Annotated in this window: 19 protein-coding genes; 9 read left to right on the forward strand and 10 right to left on the reverse strand. The window is 66.8% G+C overall.

The window, feature by feature from the left end:
* Window positions 1-69: 69 nt before the first annotated feature.
* Genes prmB through dapC form a run of 5 tightly spaced genes read right to left on the reverse strand, consistent with a single transcriptional unit; the run spans window position 70 to window position 5,417 of the window.
* Complete coding sequence (gene prmB / locus QZ613_RS01765; protein ID WP_291981332.1) at window positions 70-963, reverse strand: 50S ribosomal protein L3 N(5)-glutamine methyltransferase; 894 nt, start codon at window positions 961-963, stop codon at window positions 70-72.
* Window positions 956-2,152, reverse strand: a complete 1,197-nt coding sequence (dapE, locus tag QZ613_RS01770; RefSeq protein WP_291868001.1) for a succinyl-diaminopimelate desuccinylase — start codon at window positions 2,150-2,152, stop codon at window positions 956-958. The genes prmB and dapE overlap by 8 nt, the downstream gene beginning before the upstream one ends.
* Window positions 2,153-2,165: 13 nt before the next feature.
* Window positions 2,166-3,350, reverse strand: coding sequence for a PilT/PilU family type 4a pilus ATPase (locus tag QZ613_RS01775; protein WP_043569939.1), 1,185 nt, complete (start codon window positions 3,348-3,350; stop codon window positions 2,166-2,168).
* 41 nt (window positions 3,351-3,391) lie between these two features.
* Complete coding sequence (gene dapD / locus QZ613_RS01780) at window positions 3,392-4,213, reverse strand: 2,3,4,5-tetrahydropyridine-2,6-dicarboxylate N-succinyltransferase (RefSeq protein ID WP_043569941.1); 822 nt, start codon at window positions 4,211-4,213, stop codon at window positions 3,392-3,394.
* Window positions 4,214-4,223: 10 nt separating this feature from the next.
* On the reverse strand, window positions 4,224-5,417 hold the full coding sequence (dapC, locus tag QZ613_RS01785; protein ID WP_043569943.1) for a succinyldiaminopimelate transaminase: 1,194 nt from the start codon (window positions 5,415-5,417) through the stop codon (window positions 4,224-4,226).
* 65 nt (window positions 5,418-5,482) lie between these two features.
* Here dapC and QZ613_RS01790 point away from each other — a divergent pair, with 65 nt between their 5' ends.
* Window positions 5,483-6,412: a DMT family transporter gene (locus QZ613_RS01790; protein ID WP_291868007.1), complete on the forward strand. Its 930-nt coding sequence runs from the start codon at window positions 5,483-5,485 to the stop codon at window positions 6,410-6,412.
* Window positions 6,413-6,437: 25 nt separating this feature from the next.
* On the opposite strand, the gene QZ613_RS01795 is transcribed toward QZ613_RS01790, so the two are convergent.
* Both QZ613_RS01795 and queF read right to left on the reverse strand, forming a co-directional pair.
* The gene (locus QZ613_RS01795; protein ID WP_043569945.1) at window positions 6,438-7,145 is read right to left on the reverse strand and encodes a UPF0149 family protein; all 708 of its coding nucleotides are present in this window, start codon (window positions 7,143-7,145) and stop codon (window positions 6,438-6,440) included.
* Window positions 7,146-7,149: 4 nt separating this feature from the next.
* Complete coding sequence (gene queF, locus QZ613_RS01800; RefSeq protein ID WP_043569948.1) at window positions 7,150-7,569, reverse strand: preQ(1) synthase; 420 nt, start codon at window positions 7,567-7,569, stop codon at window positions 7,150-7,152.
* A gap of 207 nt (window positions 7,570-7,776) precedes the next feature.
* Here queF and smc point away from each other — a divergent pair, with 207 nt between their 5' ends.
* The 7 genes from smc to QZ613_RS01835 all read left to right on the forward strand — a co-directional run bounded on the left by smc (window position 7,777) and on the right by QZ613_RS01835 (window position 17,091).
* A complete protein-coding gene (gene smc / locus QZ613_RS01805) occupies window positions 7,777-11,283 on the forward strand; it encodes a chromosome segregation protein SMC (protein WP_043569950.1) in 3,507 nt (1,168 codons plus the stop codon).
* 8 nt (window positions 11,284-11,291) lie between these two features.
* Window positions 11,292-12,530, forward strand: coding sequence for a cell division protein ZipA C-terminal FtsZ-binding domain-containing protein (locus QZ613_RS01810; RefSeq protein WP_043569952.1), 1,239 nt, complete (start codon window positions 11,292-11,294; stop codon window positions 12,528-12,530).
* A 17-nt stretch (window positions 12,531-12,547) separates the two neighbouring features.
* Window positions 12,548-14,602, forward strand: coding sequence for an NAD-dependent DNA ligase LigA (ligA, locus tag QZ613_RS01815; RefSeq protein ID WP_291866720.1), 2,055 nt, complete (start codon window positions 12,548-12,550; stop codon window positions 14,600-14,602).
* A gap of 73 nt (window positions 14,603-14,675) precedes the next feature.
* Window positions 14,676-15,224, forward strand: a complete 549-nt coding sequence (locus QZ613_RS01820) for a hypoxanthine-guanine phosphoribosyltransferase (protein ID WP_043569956.1) — start codon at window positions 14,676-14,678, stop codon at window positions 15,222-15,224.
* 2 nt (window positions 15,225-15,226) lie between these two features.
* A complete protein-coding gene (locus QZ613_RS01825; protein WP_043569958.1) occupies window positions 15,227-15,970 on the forward strand; it encodes an S-methyl-5'-thioinosine phosphorylase in 744 nt (247 codons plus the stop codon).
* Entirely contained in the window at window positions 15,963-16,496 is a 534-nt protein-coding gene (gene def, locus QZ613_RS01830) for a peptide deformylase (RefSeq protein ID WP_043569961.1), read from the forward strand. The genes QZ613_RS01825 and def overlap by 8 nt, the downstream gene beginning before the upstream one ends.
* 88 nt (window positions 16,497-16,584) lie before the next feature.
* A complete protein-coding gene (locus tag QZ613_RS01835; protein ID WP_291866725.1) occupies window positions 16,585-17,091 on the forward strand; it encodes a low molecular weight protein-tyrosine-phosphatase in 507 nt (168 codons plus the stop codon).
* Between the two features lie 22 nt (window positions 17,092-17,113).
* Here the strand turns inward: QZ613_RS01835 and QZ613_RS01840 are convergent, their stop codons facing one another.
* The 3 genes from QZ613_RS01840 to QZ613_RS01850 all read right to left on the reverse strand — a co-directional run bounded on the left by QZ613_RS01840 (window position 17,114) and on the right by QZ613_RS01850 (window position 20,230).
* The gene (locus QZ613_RS01840) at window positions 17,114-17,986 is read right to left on the reverse strand and encodes an HDOD domain-containing protein (protein WP_291866728.1); all 873 of its coding nucleotides are present in this window, start codon (window positions 17,984-17,986) and stop codon (window positions 17,114-17,116) included.
* Between the two features lie 155 nt (window positions 17,987-18,141).
* Window positions 18,142-18,909, reverse strand: coding sequence for an RNA pseudouridine synthase (locus QZ613_RS01845; RefSeq protein ID WP_291866731.1), 768 nt, complete (start codon window positions 18,907-18,909; stop codon window positions 18,142-18,144).
* Between the two features lie 745 nt (window positions 18,910-19,654).
* Window positions 19,655-20,230, reverse strand: a complete 576-nt coding sequence (locus QZ613_RS01850; RefSeq protein ID WP_291866734.1) for a glycine zipper family protein — start codon at window positions 20,228-20,230, stop codon at window positions 19,655-19,657.
* A gap of 353 nt (window positions 20,231-20,583) precedes the next feature.
* On the opposite strand from QZ613_RS01850, the gene QZ613_RS01855 reads away from it, so the two are divergent.
* Window positions 20,584-22,545, forward strand: a complete 1,962-nt coding sequence (locus QZ613_RS01855) for a flagellar assembly protein A (RefSeq protein WP_291866737.1) — start codon at window positions 20,584-20,586, stop codon at window positions 22,543-22,545.
* Window positions 22,546-22,555: the final 10 nt, after the last annotated feature.

Consider the following 22,555-nt stretch of genomic DNA (forward strand, 5'->3'; position numbering starts at 1 on the left):
GGGGCTCCTTTTCTGCCGGCTTGTCCGGCAATGATCATCAGCCGGCGCGCCGACGAGTGCGTCGCCCGCTCAGGGCAACTCTTCGCGAGACAGCAGGAAGACGTACTGGTCGCCGGCCGTGGTGTCCAGCCAGGTAAAGGCGGTATCCGGGAAAGCGGCTTCGAGTTCTTCCCGGTTGTGGCCGATCTCGACCACCAGCAGGCCGTTCGGCCGGAGTCGTTGGCGTGCCGCGGCCAGGATGGCACGGGTCAGCTCGAGCCCGTCGTCGCCGCTGGCCAGGGCCAGTTCGGGCTCGCGTCGGTATTCGGCGGGCAGGCTGCGCATCGATTCGGCCTTGACGTAGGGCGGGTTGCTGACGATCAGGTCGTAGCGCTCCTTGCCGAGTGCGGCGAAGACGTCGCTCTCGATCAGCCGAATACGCTCCGCCAGGTGGTAGTCGGCGACGTTGCGCGCAGCGACCGCCAGCGCGTCCGGCGAGATGTCGATGGCGTCCACACGTGCCTTCGGGAAGGCGTGCGCGGCGAAGATCGCCAGGCAGCCCGAGCCGGTGCACAGGTCGAGAACCGACGTCACGCCGTCGGGGTCTTCGATCCACGGCGCCAGTTGCTCGCACAGCAACTCGGCGATGAACGAGCGCGGCACGATGACCCGTTCATCGACGTAGAAGCGATACCCGGCCAGCCAGGCCTCGTTGGTCAGGTAGGCTGCCGGCAGGCGTTCGTCGATGCGGCGCTCGATGATGCGCAGCACGGCGGCACGCTCGTCGCCGGTCAGGCGCGCGTCGAGGAAAGGGTCGAGCCGGTCGAGCGGCAGGTGCAGGCGGTGCAGCAGCAGATAGGCCGCTTCGTCCCAGGCGTTGTCGGCACCGTGCCCGAAGGACAGTCCGGCGGCGTTGAAGCGGCTGACGGCAAAGCGCAGCAGGTCGCGCAGGGTCAGAAGGTCGTTTTGCGCCTGTTCAAACATGGCTCGGCAGCAGGCTTTCGAGAATGCGGCGGTAGATGGCGGCGAGTCGTGGCAGGGCGGCGATTTCGACGCCTTCGTTGACCTTGTGAATGCTGGCGTTGAGCGGTCCGATTTCGATCACCTGCGTGCAGATCTCGGCGATGAAACGGCCGTCCGACGTGCCGCCACTGGTCGACAGCTCGGCCTTTACGCCGGTCTCGGCGCAAATCGCCTGCAGCGACGCGTCGATCAGCGCGCCGTGGCCGGTCAGGAAGGGCTTGCCGCTCAGGTTCCACGCCAGCTCGTAGCTCAGCTCGTGGCGGTCCAGCAGCGCGCAGGTTCTCGCCTGCAGCTCCTCGGGCGCGCTGGCCGTTCCAAAGCGGAAATTGAACTGGATATCGACGCTGCCCGGAATGACGTTGCTGGCGCCGGTGCCGCCGTGGATGTTCGAGATTTGCCAGGTCGTCGGCGGGAAGAATTCGTTGCCCTGATCCCAGATGGTCCGGGTCAGCTCGGCAATCGCCGGCGCGGCCAGATGGATGGGGTTTTTCGCCAGATGCGGGTAGGCGATGTGCCCCTGCACGCCGTTGACGGTCAGTTTCCCGGACAGCGATCCGCGCCGCCCGTTCTTGATCGTGTCGCCGAGCGTATCGACCGACGTCGGTTCGCCGACGATGCAGTAGTCGATGGCCTCGCCACGCTGGCGCAAGGCCTCGGTGACGGCGACGGTGCCGTCGATGGCGTCGCCTTCCTCGTCGGAAGTGAGCAGGAAGGCGATCGAGCCGCCGTGCGCGGGGTTGGCGGCGACGAAGGCTTCGGCGGCGGTCACGAAGGCCGCCAGCGACGCCTTCATGTCGGCGGCGCCGCGCCCGTAGAGCACGCCATCCTTGCGCAAGGGCAAGAAAGGGTCGCTATGCCATTGTTCGAGCGGACCGCTGGGGACGACGTCGGTATGGCCGGCGAGGCAGAGCAGCGGCCTGCTGCGGCCGCGACGCGCCCAGAGATTGCTCACCTGGCCGCGGTTGATGAACTCGCAGCTGAAGCCGATCGCTTCGAGGCGGCGGGCGATGATCGGCAGGCAACCGGCGTCGTCGGGGGTCACCGAGCGGCAGGCGATGAGTTGCTCGGCGAGGTCGAGCGTCGCCTCGTCCTCGTCGGCGACTGCCGGCGTGCCGTCGTCGCCCCGGTCGGGGCTCTGCTCATTGCCCATTTCGCGCCCGCGCCTAGGGCTGCTCGTCGGCATCGTTGAGACTGAGAGAGAACTCCTTGAAGGAGGCGCTGCCGGGGTCGCTCGTCGATAGCTCGTACGATGCGATGTTGCGCTTTTCGTCGCTGCGCGGCGCCGGTGGCGCCTCGTAGTTGTTGATCAGCCAGGACAGGTTGGTCGGCGAGTCGGCATTGTTCAACGCTTCCTCGAGGGTGATCACGTCGGCCCGGTAGAGTCGGAAGAGCGCCTGCTCGAAAGTTTGCGAGCCGGGCGCGAGGCTCTGCTCCATGGCCTCCTTGAGGGCCGGGATGTCGCCGCGCTCGACCAGTTCCTGGACGTGATAGCTGTTCAGGAGCACCTCGACCGCGGGTGCCAGTTTGCCTTCCTTTCTTTTCACCAGGCGCTGCGAGACGATGGCCTTGAGACTGACCGAGAGGTCCATGTACAACGAGCTGCGGCTATCGAGCGGGAAGAAGTTGATCATCCGGTTGAGGGCGTGGTAGCTGTTGTTGGCGTGCAGCGTGCCGAGGCAGAGGTGGCCTGTCTGGGCGTAGGCAATCGCTGCCTGCATCGTTTCCTTGTCGCGTATTTCGCCGATCAGGATGCAGTCCGGTGCCTGCCGCATGGCGCTTTTCAGAGCGTTGTTCCAGCCCAGCGTATCCATGCCGATTTCGCGCTGATTGACGATCGACTTCTTGTGCCTGAACAGGTACTCGATCGGATCCTCGATGGTCAGGATGTGGCCCGCGCAATTGCTGTTGCGATGATCGAGCATGGACGCAATGGTGGTCGATTTTCCCGAACCCGTCGAACCGACGATGAGGATCAGGCCGCGCCTTTCCATGACCAGGTCGGCAAGCACCGGCGGCAGGAGCAGCGAATCGAGCGCCGGGATGTTGCCGAGGATGTAACGCACGACGATCGAGATCGAGCCGCGCTGGCGAAACAGGTTGATGCGGAAGTTGCCAAGCTTGGGGACGCCGACCGAGAGGTTCATCTCCTTGGTCGCTTCGAAGGTGTGGGCCTGCTCCGGGCTCATCAGCTCGAGCGCGATCTTGTCGATCATCGCCGGTTCCATCTTCTGCTGATTGACCGGTACCGTTACGCCTTGAATCTTGATGTGGATCGGCGCACCGGCGGAGATGAAGATATCCGACGCCTGCCGGTCGGCCATCACTTGAAAAAGCTTGTCGAGGAGCATGGGTTTTTCCACCATCGCTTCAGGGCACGGCGCGGGCGCGCTCAGTCGCTGCGCAGCAGATCGTTGATGCTCGTCTTGGCGCGCGTCTGGGCGTCGACCTTCTTCACGATCACCGCACAGTAGAGGCTGTAGCTGCCGCCCTTGCCCGGCATGCTGCCGGACACCACGACCGATCCCGGCGGCACGCGGCCATAGCTGACCTCGCCGGTTTCGCGGTCGAGGATCTTCGTCGACTGGCCAATGAAAACGCCCATCGAGATCACCGAACCTTCGCCGACGATGACTCCCTCGACGACTTCCGAGCGGGCGCCGACAAAGCAGTTGTCCTCGATGATCGTCGGATTGCTCTGCAACGGTTCGAGGACGCCGCCGATGCCGACGCCACCGGAAAGATGCACGTTCTTGCCGATCTGCGCACAGGAGCCGACCGTGGCCCAGGTGTCGACCATCGTTCCTTCGTCGACGTAGGCGCCGATATTGACGTACGACGGCATCAGAACGACATTCCTGGCGATGAACGAGCCGCGACGCGCGGTCGCCGGCGGCACGACACGGAAGCCGCCACTGGCGAACTTCTCGCGGTCGTAGTCGGCGAACTTGCTCGGCACCTTGTCGAAATAGCGCAGCGGACCGGCTTCGATCACGCTGTTGTCGGTCAGGCGGAAGGAGAGCAGGACGGCTTTCTTGATCCATTGGTGCGTCACCCACTCGCCGTCGATCTTCTCGGCAACGCGCAGGCCGCCCTCGTCGAGTTGCTTGAGGACGGCGGCGACGCTCTGGCGGATGCTCTCGTCGGCGTTACCGGGTTGCAGCGCGGCGCGGTTTTCCCACGCCTCGTCGATGACTTGCTGGATTGCCTGCATGGCAGTTTCCCTAGAGTTTTGAAGCGAATGAATGGATTCGTTCGGCAGCTTCGACGCAATCGGCGAGTGGCGCGACCAGCGCGATGCGCACGAAACCGGCGCCCGGGTTGATTCCGCGTGCGCTCCGTGCCAGGGCGCTTCCGGGCAGAAGGACCACATTATAGTCAGCGAGCAGTCCGCGGGCGAACTCGCCGTCGTCGATCGGCGTCCTCGCCCAGAGATAGAAGCCGGCGTCGGGCAGCGCGGTATCCAGCACTTCGGCCAGGCGCGGCGTCACGGCGGCGAATTTCTCGCGGTACTGGCGACGGTTTTCGACGACATGCGCCTCGTCGTTCCAGGCCGCAACGCTCGCCGCCTGGACCGCCGGATTCATCGCGCTGCCGTGATAGGTGCGGTAGAGCAGGAAGGCCTTGAGGATCGCCGCGTCGCCGGCGACGAAGCCCGAGCGCATGCCGGGAACATTGGAGCGCTTGGACAGGCTGGAGAACATGACCAGGCGCTCGTAGCCGCGACCGAGCAGGCGTGCTGCCTGCAGGCAGCCGAGCGGCGGCTGCGTCTCGTCAAAGAAAATCTCCGAGTAGCATTCGTCCGAGGCGATGACGAAGTCGTAGCGGTCGGCGAGGGCGAACAACTGTCGCCAGTCGTCGAGACTGAGCACCTTGCCGGTCGGATTGCCTGGCGAGCAGACATAGAACAGTTGCACGCGCTGCCATTCGGCTGCGCCGAGGCTCGCGAAGTCGAAGGCGTAATCGTCGTCCGGCAGGGTGTTGAGAAAGCGCGGCTCGGCGCCGGCAAGATACGTTGCTCCCTCGTAGATCTGGTAGAAGGGGTTGGGGCTGACGACCAGCGGCGTGTCGCCACGCGTGTGGTCGATGACCGTCTGGGCGAAAGCGAACAAGGCCTCGCGCGAGCCGTTCACCGGCATCACCTGCGTTTCCGCGTCGAGGTCGATGAGGCCGTAGCGACGGCCCAGCCAGGCGGCCAGGCTGCGCCGCAGTTCGACGCTGCCGAGGGTGCTAGGATAGCTGGCCAGTCCGGCCAGGTTGGCGCTCAATGCCTCCTTGATGAAGGCCGGCGTGGCATGCTGCGGCTCGCCGATCGACAGCCTGATTTCGCGCAGCTCCGGATTGGGCGTGATGTCGGCGAAGAGTCGCCGGAGCTTCTCGAAGGGATAGGGTTGCAGCTTGCTGAGGTGGGGATTCACAGGCGTGGGCTTCTCGTCACGGGGCGCTGGATTGTGCCGCCGATTATAAGGGGCATCGACTGACGGTGAAAGGAAAGGCGCGGCAGACAGCCGGCGGCAGTGGTGCTCGCGAGCAGCGTCTGGCCATCGGCGCCCTGCTCGGCGGGGCGCTGATCTGGGGCGTGATCTGGTACCCCTATCGCCTCCTGCGCGATGCCGGCGTCGACGGCATCGCTTCCTCGACGCTGACCTATGGCGTCGCTTTCGTCCTCGGCCGGCTGGTTTTTCGCCGTTCGCTGCTGGCCTGGGCGCCGTCGTGGACGCTGCTCTGGCTGGCGCTGGCTGCCGCTGCCTGCAACCTCGGCTACGTGCTGGCAACGCTCAGCGGCGAAGTCGTGCGCGTTCTGCTTCTCTTTTACCTGGCGCCCTTGTGGACCGTTCTGCTATCGCGCCTGTTGCTCGGCGAGCGCCTCGGCCGCGCTGGCGCCGGCGTCGTCGCCCTGTCGCTGCTCGGCGCCGCGACCATGCTCTGGGAGCCGCAGGCTGGCCTGCCGGCAGCGCCGGATCACGCCGACTGGCTCGGTCTGATCGCCGGCTTCTCGTTTGCCCTGTTCAACGTTCTCTCCCGGCGAGCCGGCCACTTGAGCATCGAAAGCAAGGCCATGGCCGCTTTCGCCGGGGTCGCGATCACCGGCACGCTGCTCCTGCTGGTGGGCGTCGGCAGCCTGCGCCTGCCGGCAGCGCCGTCGCTCTGGCTGCTCGTCGCCGGCCTCGGCTGCGTGCTGGTGGTCGCCAACGTCATCGTTCAGTTTGGCCTGGTGCGCGTTGCCGCCAACCGCGCGGTGGTCATCATGCTGACCGAAATCGGCTTTGCCGCCGTCGCCGCCTGGCTGCTCGCCGGCGAGGCGCTGGCGCCGCGCGACTGGGTGGGTGGGGCGCTGATCGTCGCCGCCAGCCTGTTCTCGGCGCGCATGGACGAGCGCCCGGCAGGGTGCCGCTTCGATCGCGAAGGCTGACGATGGCGCGGCGGTGGCGGCAGCGCTACGCGCCGCAGCATTTCTTGAATTTCTTGCCGCTGCCGCAAGGGCAGGGGTCGTTGCGTCCGACCTTTGGCGTCTCGCGGCGGATGGTCTTGATGCTCCGCTGGGCGACCCAGAAGCGGTAGATCTCGGTCACCGCCTGCGGCAGCTTCTCCTCGCATTCCGCCCGCAGGTGTTCGAGTTCCTCGCCCGACAGCCAGTCCTCGCCAGCAGCGAGGGCGGCCGCCTCGGCGTCGCCGGTGAGCATGAACAGCGGAAAGAGCTGCTCGTCGAGGTAGCAGATTTCCTCGCTGTCTTCCTTGCCCTCTTCTGCTCCCAGGGCGTCGAACCAGTCTTCCGCCGCCGCATCGACGCCGTGCAGGTAGGCCTGGCACCAGGGCAGGTAGTTGCCGGCACCGCTTTCGTCGCCGTCGATGGCGTAGAGCAGCAGGATCGGTGCCTGGCCACGCGCCAGTTCGCTTTCCAGTTCGGCGACGAAAGGGCGCAGCAGGTCGGCTGCCTCGCGGCGCAGGTCTTCGCTGCCGGCCTGGGCATCGCCAAGCACTTCGCTCAGCCATTGCTCCTCGGCGATTGGCCGCGGGCCCGACAGCGCGGCGCAAAGATAGCCGTGCGCTTCGTCGAGGCGCATTGCCTCGGGCAGTGCGGGATCGCCGAGCAGCTGTTCGAGGCGCAGAAGGAGGGGGTCGGGGAGGGGCGCGGGCAGGCTCATGGTCTTAGCCTCGGGTGGTCGATTGCGTGTCGAAGGCGGCGAGTGCAACGCTTGGCGCCGGAGTCCAGCCTGGTTTGCGGTGTTCGGCAACGACCGTGGTGAAGATGCCGCCGCGCACGTAGAAGCGCGCGGTGAGTTGCATGTAGCGTGGCTGGGTAGCGCTGACGAGATCGTCAAGAATGCGGTTGGTGACGTCTTCGTGGAAGCAGCCGGTGTTGCGGAACGACCAGATGTAGAGCTTCAGGCTCTTCAGCTCGACGCAGCTCTGCTCGGGGATGTAGTCGAGGATCAGGGTCGCGAAGTCCGGCTGCCCGGTCTTCGGGCACAGGCAGGTAAATTCGGGGATTTCCATGTGGATGCGAAAATCCCTTTGTGGCGCGGGATTGGCGAAGGTGGCAAGCGTTTCGGCCGGCGTTGTGCTCATGGTGGTTCCGAGTGGTGCTCCGCGCGGGGCGGGAGGGGCGAAGGGCAGGCAAATTGGCCAGGCAGAATGCTATTATAGGCGACCCATTTTGCACCCGGCTGGAATGTTGCTTGTCATGAGCCTTGCCGGTGCGAGGCGTCATGCGCCGCGCGGCAAGGTTTTACCGATTTCTTCCAGCGCGGCTGTGCAGGCCGCGCTTCAGTGTTGATGCGCCTGACCAGACTGAAACTCGCCGGCTTCAAATCCTTTGTTGATCCCACGAACATCGCGCTGCCCGGGCAGTTGATCGGCGTCGTTGGGCCAAATGGTTGCGGCAAGTCGAACGTGATCGACTCGGTGCGCTGGGTGCTGGGCGAATCGAAAGCGTCGGAGTTGCGGGGCGAATCGATGCAGGATGTAATCTTCAACGGTTCGGGATCGCGCAAGCCGGTGTCGCGGGCGGCGGTCGAGCTGGTCTTCGACAACACCCTCGGGCGGCTTTCCGGGCAGTGGTCGCAATACGCCGAGCTGTCGGTGAAGCGCCTGCTGACCCGTAGCGGCCAGTCCGAGTACTACATCAACAACCTGCACGTTCGGCGCAAGGACGTGACCGACCTCTTTCTCGGTACCGGCCTCGGTCCGCGCGCCTACGCGATCATCGGGCAGGGCACCATTTCGCGGATCATCGAAGCCAGACCTGACGAGCTGCGCGTCTTCCTCGAGGAAGCGGCGGGCGTGACGCGCTACAAGGAGCGGCGCAAGGAAACCGGACATCGCCTTGCCGACACCCGCGACAACCTGACCCGCGTCGAGGACATCCGCCTCGAACTGGCGTCGCAGATGGAGAGGCTCGAAGGGCAGGCCGGCGTCGCTCGCCAGTATCGCGCCTATAGCGACGAGCTGACGCGCAAGCAGCAGCTGCTCTGGTTGTTGCGTCGTAACGAGGCGCAGCTCGAGCGTGAACGGCTGGCGCGCGAGGTCGAACAGGCGAGCACGGGTCTCGAAGCGCAGAACGCCGCGCTGCGCAATCTCGAGGCGCGTATCGAGGCGGCGCGCGAAGCGCATTTCGCCGCCAGCGACGGCGTTCATGCCGCGCAGGGCGAGCTGTTTGCCGCCAACGCCGAAGTCGCCCGGCTGGAAGCCGAGATCCGCCATCGCCGCGAAGCGCAGCGCGAGTACGAGACGCGTCTGGCCCAACTCACCGCCGATCGACAGAATTGGCAGGCGCAGGCAGCGACGCTGGCCGCCGACGAGCAACGCTGGCAGGACCTGCTGGCGGTGGCCGACGAGCGCGTCGAGCAGGGGCAGCTGCGCCTCGCGGCGCAGCAGGAACGCCTGCCGCTGGCCGAGGACAGCCACGCCGCGGCGCGCCAGGAAGCAAGTCGCCAACGCGCCGAGATCGTCCAGGCCGAGCGGCGGCTGCACGTCGAGCAGGCGAATCGTGGGCACGCGCAGCGTTCCTTGCAGAGCATCGCCAGCCGACGCGAACGTCTGGCGCTCGAGCGCCAGGCGCTGGCAGCCCCCGACGACCGCGAGTTGACCGACAAACAGGGCCAACTGCTCGCCCTGCGTGCGGCGATCAGCGTCGCGCTGGACGAGCAAAAAAGCCTGCAACAGGCACTGCCACAGGTCGAGCAACAGCGGCGCGAGATTCTCGCCGCGGTGCAGCACGCGCAGAAAGAGCGCGCCGAGGCGACGGCGCGCCGCAACGCCCTGCAACAGCTGCAGCGGCGGCTGCAGGCGGACGGCAAACTGGGCGACTGGTTGCATCGGCATGGTTTGCAGAACGGCGAGGCGCTGTGGAAATCGCTGCACGTCGAAGCCGGCTGGGAGGATGCCGTCGAAGCCGTGCTGCGCGAGCGGCTCGGCGCGCTGCCGGCCGACGCCGCCGACCCGGCGTGGAGCACCGACCGGCCGGGGAGCAAACTGACGTTGCTGCTGCCCCTGGTCGGCGGCGCAACGAGCCGCGTCGTTGGCGGCGACACCCTGCTGGCGCGTATTCGTTGCGACTCGCCGCAGTTGTCGGACATTCTTGCCGACTGGCTTGGCGAAGTGCTCACCGCGCCCGATCTGGAAGCCGCTCTGGCGCAGCGCAGCGCGTTGCCGGCCAGCGCCTGTTGCGTGACCTCTGGCGGCGACCTCGTCAGCCGCCAGAGCGTGACCCTGTTTGCTCCGGATAGTGGTGAGCACGGATTGCTCGAGCGGCAGCGCGAGATCGACGGGCTGGCGGCGGTGATCGGCGAGCGCGAGGAGAGGCTCGCACAGGCGCAGGCGAGGCTGGGCGAAAGCGAGCAGCGGCTGCAGGATAGCCAGCACACCCTGCAGGAGTCCGGCCATCAGCTCGGCGTTCTGCAGAATCGGGCGCACGCCCTGCAGGTGGAGACGCTGAAGCTGGCGCAGGCAGGCGAACGCTTCAGCGAGCGGCAGGCGCAGATCGACGATAGCCTGGCCGAACTGGCGGTCGAGGAAGAGAGCGAAAGCGAGCGCCTGTTCGTTATCGACGAGGCGATCGATGCGCACAGCGAGCAGCTCCGCCAGCTGCAGACGCTGATGCACACGGCGCAGATGCTTTTCGAGCGCAGCGAAGGCGTCCTGCGTGAGCAGCGCGAGCAGCTCGGCGGTTGCGAACGCGAACTGCGCGAAGCCGAATTTTCGCAACGCGAGTCACGCAGCAAGTTGCAGGAGCTGGCCGCTGGCCGTGAACTCGCCAGCCAGCAGCTGGCACGCGTCGTGGAGGAGCTGAAGCGTTGCGCGGAGAACGCCTCGGCGCTGCAGGCAGACGAACTGGAACCCCGCTTGCAGGCGGCGCTCGATCATCGCGTCGCCCGCGAGCACGCGCTGGCGAGTGCCCGTGATGCCCTGGAAATGGCGACCAATGCCCTGCGCGGCCTCGACGAAGAGCGCCTCAAGGCCGAGCAGAGCCTCGACCCGCTGCGCAACCGGATTGGCGAACTGAAGCTCAAGGAGCAGGCTGCAGCGCTCAACGTCGAGCAGGCGGCGACGCAGCTGGCCGAGGCCAAGGCCGACGAGCCGTCGCTGGCCGGCGAGCTGGGCGGCTGGCGCGCGGCGCCTTTGCAGGGCGCGATCACCGCCTTGCAGCGCTCGATCGACGCGCTCGGCGCGGTCAACCTGGCGGCGCTGGACGAACTGGAAGCGGCGCGCGAACGCAAGGGCTATCTGGATGCGCAGTCGGAAGACCTGACGCAGGCCATGGAAACGCTGGAAAATGCGATTCGCCGTATCGATCGTGAAACGCGCGACCTGCTGCAAAGCACGTACGACGCAGTGAACCGCAGCTTTGGCGAGCTGTTTCCAGCGCTTTTCGGTGGTGGCGAGGCGCGCCTGATCATGACTGGTGAGGAAATCCTCGACGCCGGATTACAGGTGATGGCGCAGCCACCGGGGAAGAAGAACTCGACGATTCATCTTCTCTCCGGCGGCGAGAAGGCCTTGACGGCGATCGCGCTGGTGTTTTCAATGTTTCAGCTCAACCCGGCGCCGTTTTGTCTGCTTGACGAAGTCGACGCGCCGCTTGACGATACGAATACCGAACGTTTCTGCTCGATGGTGCGACGGATGTCGATCAACACGCAGTTCCTGTTCATCAGCCACAACAAGATTACGATGGAGATGGCGCAACAGCTCGTCGGAGTGACCATGCAGGAATCCGGCGTCTCGCGCATCGTTGAAGTCGATATGGAAGAGGCGCTACGCATGCGCGAGCAACTCGTTTAGGAAGAGATATGACCGACTTGCAGATGGGTTTGATCGGCTTCGGCGGTGTCGCCGTGCTGGGAGTGCTGGCTTACAACAAATGGCAGGAGCGCAAGCACCGCAAAATGGCCGAGAAGCTGCTCAGCGCACGCCAGACCGACGTCCTGCTCGATGAGCCGGGCAGCGCAAGCAGCGGCGGCTTGGCGAATGAGGGCGCGCCTCCTGGCGATCAGGAACGCATCGAACCCTTGCTGCGCGAGCATCCGGACGAGTTGCGGGAGCCGGATGCGTCGGCGGCGACGCAGGAAACGGCGAGCGACGCAAGCGCCGCGGCGCTTGCAGGCAGATCGGCAAGTCACGCAGAAGCGGCCGCCGCGGCCGCCGCGGTCGCATCGCCGACGCCTGCCGCCGGCGACCGGGCGGAAGCCAGGGATAGCCCGGCACCGCTTTGCGTGCTGTCGCCGAGGATCGACTACATCGCCGCGATTCAGGTCGTCGAACCGATCGCCGGCTATCGCATCCGTGAAGCACAGCGCGCCACGCTGACGCGGCTGAGCAAGGCAGTGCACTGGATCGGCCACAACGAGGACTCGCACGCCTGGGAGCCGATCCTCGAGGACAGCGAACACGAGTACCGGCACATTCGCGTCGGCGCGCAGCTGGTCGACCGCAAGGGCCCGCTGGCCGACCGTGAACTATCGGTTTTCAAGGTCGCGATGCAGGAAATGGCGACCGAACTGATGGGCCTTGTCGAGTTGCCGGCACGCGAGCAGGCCTTGCAGCTTGCCGCCCAGCTGGACGACTTCTGCGCCGGCGTCGATATCCAGATCGGTGTCAATGTCATCAGCCAGGGACAGGTTTTCGCGGGCACCAAGCTGCGCGCGCTGGCCGAGTCGACGGGAATGGTCATGGACAGCGCCGGGCGTTTTGCCCGCTGCGATGACAGCGGCAACGTGCTCTACGTACTGGTGAATCAGGAGGCCGACGAGTTTTCGGCAGAGTCGATGAAGACACTGAGCACGCACGGGGTGACCTTTCTCCTCGATGTGCCACGTGTGGCCAATGGCGACCGGGTATTGACCCAGATGTTCGACCTGGCACGGCGGTTTGCCGAAGCACTGAACGGCGCGCTGGTCGACGATAACCGTCGCCCCTTGTCGGAGGCCGCACTGGACCCGATTCGTCAGCAGGTGACACAGTTCCAGGCGGCGATGGCGGCGCGTGAGCTGCCGGCGGGCGGCGCGCTGGCGCAGCGCCTTTTTTCCTGACGCCCGAAAGTGCCGGGATGAGTGCCAGCGATCGCGTGCAGCGCTTGCGGGAGGAGATCGAGCGGCACAACGAAGCGTACTACTGTCACGACGCGCCGCTGGTCAGCGATGCCGAGTACGATCGCCTGCTCGCTCAATTGGCGGCGCTCGAGGCCGCCCACCCGGAATTGCTGAGCGCCGATTCGCCGACCCAGCGCGTGGGTGCGGCGCCATTGCCCGAGTTCGCTGCGCTCGCCCATGCGACGCCGATGCTGTCGCTGAACAATGCTTTTGCCGACGACGAAGTCGCCGCCTTTGATCGCCGGGTTCGCGAGGCGCTGGCGAACGACGACGAGAGCGAGATCCGGTACTCGGCCGAACCCAAGTTCGACGGTCTGGCGGTCAGCCTGATCTACGCGGACGGTCGCCTGCTGCGCGGCGCGACGCGTGGCGATGGTTCCACCGGCGAGGACGTCACCGGCAATCTGCGCACCTTGCGCAGCATTCCCCTGCGCCTGCGCGGCGACGACTGGCCGGCCATGCTCGACGTTCGCGGCGAGGTGCTGATGCTGCGCGGCGACTTTGCGCAGCTGAACGAGCGGCAGCGCGAGAAAGGCGAGAAGGAGTTCGTCAACCCGCGCAACGCGGCTGCTGGCAGCCTGCGCCAGCTCGACCCCCGCATCACCGCGACGCGTCCGTTGCGGTTCTTTGCCTACGGCGTCGGGGTCGCCACCGGGGTCGCTTTGCCGGCGACGCATTTCGAATTGCTCGATCGGCTCGTCGCCTGGGGCTTTCCGGTCGCCCGCGAGCGGCGCCGCGTCTCCGGACTTGCCGGCCTGCTCGCCTACTACGCCGACATCGGTCGCCAGCGCGCCGCACTGCCCTACGCTATCGACGGCGTGGTCTACAAGGTCGACGACCTGGCGGCGCAGGCGCGGCTGGGTTTCGTTTCGCGCGCGCCGCGTTTCGCGCTGGCGCACAAATTTGCCGCCGAGGAGGCGGTCACCGAGTTGCTCGAGATCAGCGTTCAGGTCGGGCGCACCGGCGCCCTGACCCCGGTGGCGAGGCTCAAACCGGTGTTCGTCGGCGGGGTGACGGTGATCAACGCCACTTTGCACAACGAGGACGAGATTCGCCGCAAGGACGTACGCATCGGCGACACCGTCGTCGTTCGCCGGGCCGGCGACGTGATTCCGGAAGTCGTTCGCGTGCTGGTCGACCAGCGGCCCGCCGCCGCGCGTCGTTTCAGCATGCCGGAGAACTGTCCGGTCTGCGGCTCGCGCGTCGTGCGCAGCGACGACGAGAGCGGCGGCAAGGGCGTCGCGGCGGTGGCGCGCTGCTCCGGCGGTCTCTATTGCCCGGCGCAACGCAAGCAGGCCCTGCTGCACTTTGCCTCGCGGCGGGCAATGGACATCGAAGGGCTGGGCGACAAGCTGGTCGAGCAGCTGGTCGACAACGCGATCGTGCGCACGCCGGCCGACCTCTACCAGCTCGGTCTTGTCGCGCTGGCGAAGCTTGACCGCCTGGCCGAGAAGTCGGCCGGGAATATTCTCGCGGCGATCGAGAAGAGCAAGCGGACGACGCTGGCGCGTTTCATCTACGCGCTCGGAATCCGCAACGTCGGCGAAGCGACGGCCAGGGATCTGGCGCGTCACTTCGGTTGTCTGGAGGGCCTGCTGGCCGCCGACGAAGTGGCGTTGCAACAGGTTCCCGACGTCGGTCCGACCGTCGCACAGTGCATTCGCCAGTTCTGCAGCGAGGCGCACAACCGGACGGTCATCGAGCAGCTGCGGGCCGCCGGGGTGAGCTGGAGCGAGAGCGAGCCGGCCGTGTCCAGCGCTGGCGCAGTCGCCGGCAAGGTCTTCGTGCTCACCGGTGCGCTGCCGTCGCTGACGCGCGATGACGCCGGCCGACTGATCGTCGCGGCGGGGGGCAAGGTGACTTCGGCGGTGTCGAAGAAGACCGATTTCGTCGTTGCCGGCGCCGACGCCGGCAGCAAGCTCGAGAAAGCGCAGCAGCTCGGCGTGGCGGTGCTTGACGAAGGACAGTTGCTGGCCCTGCTGCAGGCAGGCGCGGAGGCAGCGGCGCAATGACGGCGAGGAGCGCGCGGCGAGCCGCCGCCGGCCGTGGCCGTGCGCCAAGCCCGCCAGCAGCTCGGCAAGACGCATGATGGACGGGCAGGCGGCAATGACCCTTCTGGCCAGGGCCGAGCTGATCCATTCGGCCGAGGCGGTTTCTGCGGCCGTGAGCCGTGTCGCGCGCGATATCAGCCGCAGGCTGCACGACCGCCGGCCGCTGTTGTTGTGCGTCATGAAGGGCGGCGTGCCTTTCGCCGGCCAGCTGTTGACGCAGCTCAATTTTCCTCTTGACTTCGATTACCTCGACGTCAGCCGCTACGGCCAGGCGACGACCGGCGGCGCGCTGTCGTGGCGTGTCGCGCCGTCGTTGCCGCTGGCCGGGCGGACGCTGCTGGTGGTTGACGACATTCTCGACGAAGGCGTGACGATGGCCGCGATCCGCGATCGCTTGCTGGACATGGGGGCGGCGGCCTGCTTCACGGCCGTTCTCGCCGACAAGCTGCACGGCCGGGAAAAGCCCCTGCGCGCCGACTTCGTTGCGCTGACCGTTCCCGATCGCTTCGTTTTTGGCTATGGCATGGACGTGCGCGGGGCGTGGCGCAATCTGCCTGCGATCTACGCCATGCGGGAGGATTGACCATGCTCGCAATCATCGGCGGCAGCGGCCTTACCCGGCTCGCCGGGCTTGCCGTCTCGCATCGGCAGGTCGCGAGTACGCCCTACGGCGAGCCCTCCGCGGCGCTGAGCTTTGGCCATCTCGCCGGTCGGCCGGTGGTTTTCCTGGCGCGTCATGGCGACCAGCACGGCATTCCCCCGCACCAGGTCAATTATCGGGCCAACATCTGGGCGCTGGCCGAGGCGCGGGTGCTGGGCATCGTTGCCGTCGCTGCCGTCGGCAGCATTCGTGCGGACCTCAAGCCTGGCGATCTGGTCCTTCCGGAACAGATCATCGACTACACCTGGGGGCGCCCGTCGACCTTCCACGAAGGCCCCGGCGCCACCGTCGCGCACATTGATTTCACCGAACCCTACGACCATGCCCTGCGCCAGCGGCTGCGCGCCGCAGCGGCAGCGACGGGCAGCAGGCTCGCCGATGCGGCGGTCTACGCGGCGACCCAGGGACCGCGCCTGGAGTCGGCCGCCGAGATCAACCGCCTCGAGCGCGATGGTGCCGATGTCGTCGGCATGACCGGAATGCCCGAGGCGGCTCTCGCACGCGAGCTGGCGCTGCCTTACGCGGCGATCAATGTGGTCGCCAATTTTGCCGCCGGGCGCGGCGACAGTCGTGCCGGCATCAGCCTCGAAGCGATCCATGCGGTGCTGGCGGCGTCGATGCAGCAGGTCCATGCCATCATCGAGACGATGCTCGGCGACGATGATTAGACCGGTGCTGAAAATGGGCGATCCGCGTCTGTGGCAGCAGGCGAGGGTCGTTGAGCGCTTCGCCACCGACGAACTCGCGGCGTTGATCGTCGATATGCAGGACACCATGCGCGCGCTCGACGGTGCCGGCCTGGCCGCGCCGCAGATCGGCGTCGATCTGCGCGTCGTGATTTTCGGGATCGACGGCAACCCCCGCTATCCTGACGCCGAAACGGTGCCCCGCACGGTGTTGATCAACCCGCTGCTGACACCGCTCTCGGCAGAGGTCGAAGACGGCTGGGAAGGCTGTCTCTCGGTGCCCGGGCTGCGCGGCTCGGTGCCGCGCTGGAAATATCTGCGCTACAGCGGCTTCGACCTTTGCGGTCGGGCCATCGAGCGCACCGTCTGCGACTTTCACGCCCGCGTCGTGCAGCACGAATGCGATCACCTCGACGGTATTCTCTATCCGATGCGGATCAAGGACTTCCGTCGTTTCGGTTTCGTTGACGCCTTGTTCCCCGAGGGCGGCGCGGCTGGCGCCGAGTAGCTGCCCCCGCAGGTGTGCGGCTGCGCTGCCAAGCGTCGAGCGTGGAATGGTGACCTGACCTACTGGATCTGTGAAGGAACGACCTTTAATGAGCAAGACTGCCACGTCCCCCCGTTACCGAATTCTCTTTGTCTGCATGGGCAACATCTGTCGCTCGCCGATGGCGGCTGTCGTCACCAGTGCCCTGGCTCAGCGCGAGGGACTGGGCGCCCTGCTGGAAACCGATGCGGCGGGGACACACGGCCATTACCACGCGGGCGAAGCGCCGGACCCGCGGGCGCGCAAGGTCGGCGCCAAGCGTGGCTACGATCTTTCCCGGATGCGCGCGCGGCGGGTCATCGTCGCCGATTTCGATCGCTTCGACCGGATTCTGGCGATGGACCACGAGAACATGGCCAATCTGCTGCGCCTGTGTCCGGAAGAAAGCCGCGCGAAGCTGGGGATGTTCCTCGACTACGTCCCCGATCTCGGCCTTTCCGACGTTCCCGATCCGTACTACGGCGCCGAGTCCGGATTCGAACGCGTTCTCGACCTCTGCGAGCTGGCGGCAAGGGGTCTGATCGCCGCCTGTGAACACGGGCAGCTTGCCCGCTGAGCGGCGCAGTCAGGGGAGTCGGCTAGCGCTCCTCGACTGATGCGTCGCCGGCGCGCACCAGCCGGGGCAGCAGTTCTGGCGGCAGCTGCAGTCGCGCGAGCAGCGTTTCACGGCTGACGTTGAGCAGGTTTTCGATCGCTGCGAAGTCGTCCGGGATGGCGGCATCGGTCCAGCCGTTAACCGAGTGGCGTGCCAGGTTGACCGCCAGTTTGACGTTCTGCACGCGCGGCAGCTGCGCACTCGCGTCGTCCATCAGCGCGGTGAGCAGATCGGGCAGCTGCCAGGCGTGGCAGAGTGCCAACTGCAGCTCGGCGAGCGGAAATCCGAGCACCTCGCACTGCACTGCGCTGCTGCGCAAGCTCTTGCCGGCCTGCAGGCGGGCACGGATGGCGATCGCCTGTTCGGGAGCAAAGCACCACAGCAGGACTTCCGCGAGGTCGTAGAGCAGCGCTGCGAGCGCAACTTCCTCACCGTTCATGTCGTGGCGGGCGAAGGCCCAGTCGTGGGCGTAGCGCGACGCGCGCTGGCAGCGCACGACGACCTGCAGGACGCCAAGTAGCGCTTGCGGGTTGCGGCCAAGCATGGTTTCGATGGTCGCCGGATTTTCGAACTTGCGGAAGAAGGGCTCAACGCCAAGCATCATCACCGCAGTGGCGATATTGGTGACGTCGCTGCGCAGGCGTTTGCTGCCGAACGACTGGATGTAGGCCAGCACGCGGATGGCGAGCAGGGGATCCTGCAGGACGATGGCGGTAATGTCGCGGCCGCTGACGCGGTCGATCTGCTGCCGCGCCTCATCGAGGCGGCGGGCGGTCTGGCGCAGGATGGGCATCTCGGCGCCGCTGAACAAGGTCAGCCAGGCGGCAAGGTCCCGGGGTGCTTGCGTATCGAGCATTGTGCTGGCCTTGAACAGGACCGCCGGGGGCCCTCGGAGCGCTGCGCTGACACGCCTTTCCCCGTGGGCGGCGGGATCAGGGCAGATGGTAGCCGCAGCTTGCCCGGGCTGCAAGCACGGTGGTCGCGCACTTGCGGCGGCGGGTGTCTCCGGCGTCAGAAGCGCTCGTCCTCGCGCAGATAGCGCCACTGCCCGGGCGGCAGCTTGCCGAGCGAGACGCTGCCGATACGAACGCGCTTGATGTCGGTGACTTGCAGGCCGACCAGTTCGCACATCCGCTGAATCTGCCCCTTCTTGCCGGCCAGCAGGACGAAGCGCATTTGTTGATCGCTGAGCCATGAGACCTGCGCCCGCGGCAGTTTGACGTTGTCGAGCGACAGTCCATGGCGCAGCAGATCGAGGCCGTCGGCGGCCAGTTCGCCTTCGACGCGCACGTGATATTCCTTCTCCAGCCGCGAATCGCCACCGCTCAAGCGACGCGCGACACTGCCTTCCTGGGTGAAGGCGAGCATCCCGCCCTCGTCGGCCTCGAGTTTTCCGGCCTGTGCCAGACCGCGCAGATGGCTGGCCTGGAAGGTGAGCGGGGTAGGGTCGTCGGACCAGCGGTTGTCGGCGCGGATCAAGGCGGCGATGGCTTCGCGGCCTGCTTCGGCCGGCGGGCCGGGAAGGTCGCGCGGCTTGTTGAAGACGATGCTGACGCTTTCGCTGGTGTGCGCGCTGGCAATGTCCTTGATCTTGATTTTTGCCCTGGGGTTGACGCGCGCGCCCAGTCGGTTGACGACCACGCCATCGACGCTTACCCAGCCGTTCTCGATCCACTCGTCGGCTTCGCGCCGCGAACACTGCGCCAGCTGGCTGACCAGCTTCGACAGCCGCGGCGACTCCTTCGCCAGGCCGCGAGTCTGGCCGCTTGCCTCGTGCACCGCTTCGCGCTGTGGCGTCGCTCGCGGGCCTGGCCTTGCTTCGCTCGGCGGCCCCCTGTGCGGGGCGCTGGCGGGCGTCGCCTCAGCGTCGCCGTCGGCGGGATTTTCTGGGGCTGGCCGGAAGGCACGCGCGCCGGTGCTGCGCGCGATCCCGCGTGGAGGATAGGCCTTCTTGGCGGGCTTGCCAGGTCGATCGGCGGTCGCGCGAGGCGCGGCGAATCTTTCCTTGCCCGCCCTTCTCGGGTGACCTTCGCTGCTGCCGGGCGCCTCGCTTGCCGCTGACGGCTGGTCGGTCGCCGGGGAGTCCGGCTGCGCTGGCTGTTGCGCTGGCAGGGAGATCTCCCTCTTCGCCACAGCGTTCTGGACGGTGCTCCGTTGCCCTTGGTTGCGCCTTGCCTCGTCCGCGCGGCGCGGCGGGCGCGGTGCAGCGCCGTCCTCTTTTCTGGCCCGCGGGGGCGGTGCCTCGGCGGCGGCCGGCTGGCTGTCGGCACGGCGGGTGCTTGCGCGTTTTGACGGCGGCGCACCGCCGCGGACAGGTTTGCGCCCTGGCCATCGGCCTGGCTGCGCAGCGCTGTCGGTCGCGGTCGTCTTCGGGAGTTTCAGGGTCGGGCGGGGCATGGCAGCGTTTTCTGTTCGGTCGGGCCCGTAGTGTACGCCAGAAGTTGCCACCGTCCCGAGCGAATCGCATCCGGCGCGCTCGCCAGGCTGCGGGCTGGCAGGGCGGCAACCCGCTTGCCGGGTTTGGCTAGCGCGGCGGCGGTGGCGGTGGCGCGCCCCGCGGCGGTGGTGGCGCTGGCGGTGCGCCGCGGGGCGGAGGCGGCGGGGGCGGAAGAGGCGAGGCAACGGGTCTGTTGATGGCGTCCTCCGGCAACGCGAAAGTGCCGACCACGGGGACCTTGTGACCGCGCGCGTACATGCACTGGACGTAGCTCTGGTCGTAACGTTCCTGCACGGTATACGCGGAGGCGTTGCTGGCCGCGACTCCGCCGACGCTGCCAGCGAGCAGGCCGACGCCGGCGCCGACCGCTGCGCCGCTCGAGCCATCGATCGCGGCGCCCACGGCCGCACCGACGACCGTGCCTAGCGCAGCGCTGGCGACGCCGGCGCTGGCGACGCCGGCGTTGGCGGCTGAAGTTGCCGGCGTTGCGCCACCAATCGCCTGATTCGCGTAGTGCCGGCAAAATCCGTCGTCGCCGCGGAACTTGGCGAACGACTGCCCCGATCCGGGCAAGGCCATCACGCTGGGCCCGTCCGGCGGAAAGCTGGCGCAGGCGGCAAGGAAGATGGCGAACAACGGTGTTAATTGACGTCGGCTGGGCATGGCTGAACTCGGCAAGGGGTTTTGCGCTGCACGCGGAAGCGATGAGCGTGGGCGATAGTGAATGTAACGCAGTCGCCGCTTGCGCGCTGACCTGCGCGCTGAATGCGCCGCTCTCGAACTGGGCAGGTTGGCAGGCGAACGTCGGTTTCTGGTACGCTGCAAGCAGTCGCGCCGGGCTCGGCGCTCAATTGATCGTCGAGCAAGCGCGATCCCGCTGCGCGGCGGGCCGGCACAGGAATTGCCAAGCCGGCCGTGGTGGGCGAATCGCAGGGCGCTCGCCACGCCGCGTCGCGTCGCCAGCGCAAACGGGGAAAGCCTCTGCACCCAGCAACCGACCTAGAGCTGAATGCACGATGACCATGCCAGACCAACCGAAAAGTGCCATCGGCAATCTTGCCGACCTCGAGGATGGACAGATCGCCTTGTCGCGCTATATCGTCAAGCGGGCGGACGGCCTGTTTGTGACCTTGTCGCGGCTCGATTCGCCGGTTGATTTCGTCGACTTCGTCGATCGCACCTTTGCCTTGGGGCTCTATTTCCGGGGCCTGGATTATGCGCAATTCCAGTCGCTCCTGTACGACGATGCGGCGAGTCGCGACAAGGCTGCCCCCGACGAGGTGTTCCTGGCGCTGGATATCGCCACCTTTCAGCCGCAGCGCCAGTCGCTCTACAAGGAGCTGCGGATTCAGCGCGGCGAGGCGGCCTATCTGTTCGAGCCGATCTATCGCGACGCGGCGCCCGATGAGGCGTCGACTGAAGGCAGCGGCAACAGCCCGCAGGGGATGCTCGCCGGCTCGCCGCAGGAGGTGCGTGTCTGGCTGGATTTCGACGAGTTCGTCGCCAGCGCGTGGGGCAAGGGGGTGCGCTTCGGAATCGACGTTGCGGCGGTCCAGGAAGGCATCCAGCTCGACAGGCCAGAGCGGCGTGTCGTGGCTCGCGGCAAGCCCTTCGTGGCCGGCAAGGACGCCACGATTACCGAGCAGGCGCCTGGCCTGCGCCGCAACAACGCACCGCGTCGCCTGTTCGGTGACCGGGTCGATCTGCGCCAGTTCGAGACGCGTTATCCGCAGGTCGCCGCCGGGCTGCGTCTGGTGAAGAAGACGCCGCGTACTCCCGGCGTCGACGGGCGGGACGTCACCGGCGAGGCGCTGCCCGCGCCCTTGCCCAAGGATTTCGACCTGCAGCGCATGGCCGGTGCCGGGACTCAGCTGAGTCGGGAAAAGGACGGCGAATACCTGCTCGCCTCGGTCTGTGGTTTCCTCACCATCGATACGCGCAGCCACCAGTTCTCGGTGACCGACAAGATCGTCAGTCACGAGGGGGTCAGCGCACGTACCACCGGGGACCTGATGTTGACCGGCGAAGTGTACGAACAGCACGGTGAAATCCAGGAGAAGCGTGTCGTCACCTGTCGCAGCATCACCGCATTCGCCGATGTCTTTGGCAACATCGTGTCCACCGGCGGTACCGTGCGCTTGCAACAGAATCTGGTTGGCGGCAGCGCCAGCAATGACGACGGCGACATCGTCGTCGAAGGTGTCGCCTCCGGAGCGACGCTGATCGCGCCGCACGGCTGCGTGACCTTGAAGCGGGCGGACAACTGCGTGATCATCGCTCGCCAGGTCGTCATTGCCCGGGCGACGCTATGCGATATCGTTGCCCAGGTCCTGTCGCTTGAGCAGGCAGAAGCCTGCGCTGCGGCAGCCAGGAATATCCAGGTGCGCCTCGCCCGCGCACACCGGGAGGTTGGCAACGTGTTTCTGGTCCTGCTGCCGGACGCCTCGACCGAGGACGCCGGCATTGTTGCTTTGCGGGAAAAGCGTGCCGAACTCGAAGAGGCGATCGCCGGCCACCGCGCCAGGGTCGAGGCCTTGCGCGGTGACAAGGATGTCACCGCGTACCTGCGCCTGGCGGGCAAGCTGCGACGCGGCGAAGTGAGCCTGAGTCCCGAGCAGGAGGTCGGTTGGCGCCGCCTCTCGGCGGTCGTCGCTCCGGTCTTGAAGACGCTTTCGCTCCTGTCTGGCGCGGTCAACGAGCTGGTGGCCGAGTCCGCCGCCATGGCGGTGGAAATCGACGAAGGCCAGGCCGCTGCAGAGCAGGCGTGTGGCGAGCTGGCGTGCACGATTGACCGCGTCGAAGGCGAGACGCGGGTAAGTACCTTGCTGGTCAGGCAGGCCGATACGCCGCTGGGCGCCCTTCCGCGCAAGGAACTGAAGGTCCGGCTACGGGCGACGGACGCGGCGACCAACAAATTGTTCTTCGCCTCGTCTGGCCATTTCTCCTGGACCTACCGGGCGCCGCAAGCGCCAGCCTGACGGCCGGCGG

Source organism: Candidatus Accumulibacter sp. ACC005 (assembly GCF_907163215.1).
Lineage (GTDB): Bacteria > Pseudomonadota > Gammaproteobacteria > Burkholderiales > Rhodocyclaceae > Accumulibacter > Accumulibacter regalis.

Coding starts and splice junctions, on each gene's coding strand:
- prmB (WP_291981332.1), bottom strand. CDS start 963: ATGTTTGAACAGGCGCAAAACGACCTTCTGACCCTGCGCGACCTGCTG.
- dapE (WP_291868001.1), bottom strand. CDS start 2,152: ATGGGCAATGAGCAGAGCCCCGACCGGGGCGACGACGGCACGCCGGCA.
- QZ613_RS01775 (WP_043569939.1), bottom strand. CDS start 3,350: ATGCTCCTCGACAAGCTTTTTCAAGTGATGGCCGACCGGCAGGCGTCG.
- dapD (WP_043569941.1), bottom strand. CDS start 4,213: ATGCAGGCAATCCAGCAAGTCATCGACGAGGCGTGGGAAAACCGCGCC.
- QZ613_RS01795 (WP_043569945.1), bottom strand. CDS start 7,145: ATGAGCCTGCCCGCGCCCCTCCCCGACCCCCTCCTTCTGCGCCTCGAA.
- queF (WP_043569948.1), bottom strand. CDS start 7,569: ATGAGCACAACGCCGGCCGAAACGCTTGCCACCTTCGCCAATCCCGCG.
- smc (WP_043569950.1), top strand. CDS start 7,777: ATGCGCCTGACCAGACTGAAACTCGCCGGCTTCAAATCCTTTGTTGAT.
- QZ613_RS01810 (WP_043569952.1), top strand. CDS start 11,292: ATGACCGACTTGCAGATGGGTTTGATCGGCTTCGGCGGTGTCGCCGTG.
- ligA (WP_291866720.1), top strand. CDS start 12,548: ATGAGTGCCAGCGATCGCGTGCAGCGCTTGCGGGAGGAGATCGAGCGG.
- QZ613_RS01820 (WP_043569956.1), top strand. CDS start 14,676: ATGATGGACGGGCAGGCGGCAATGACCCTTCTGGCCAGGGCCGAGCTG.
- QZ613_RS01825 (WP_043569958.1), top strand. CDS start 15,227: ATGCTCGCAATCATCGGCGGCAGCGGCCTTACCCGGCTCGCCGGGCTT.
- def (WP_043569961.1), top strand. CDS start 15,963: ATGATTAGACCGGTGCTGAAAATGGGCGATCCGCGTCTGTGGCAGCAG.
- QZ613_RS01835 (WP_291866725.1), top strand. CDS start 16,585: ATGAGCAAGACTGCCACGTCCCCCCGTTACCGAATTCTCTTTGTCTGC.
- QZ613_RS01840 (WP_291866728.1), bottom strand. CDS start 17,986: ATGCTCGATACGCAAGCACCCCGGGACCTTGCCGCCTGGCTGACCTTG.
- QZ613_RS01850 (WP_291866734.1), bottom strand. CDS start 20,230: ATGCCCAGCCGACGTCAATTAACACCGTTGTTCGCCATCTTCCTTGCC.
- QZ613_RS01855 (WP_291866737.1), top strand. CDS start 20,584: ATGACCATGCCAGACCAACCGAAAAGTGCCATCGGCAATCTTGCCGAC.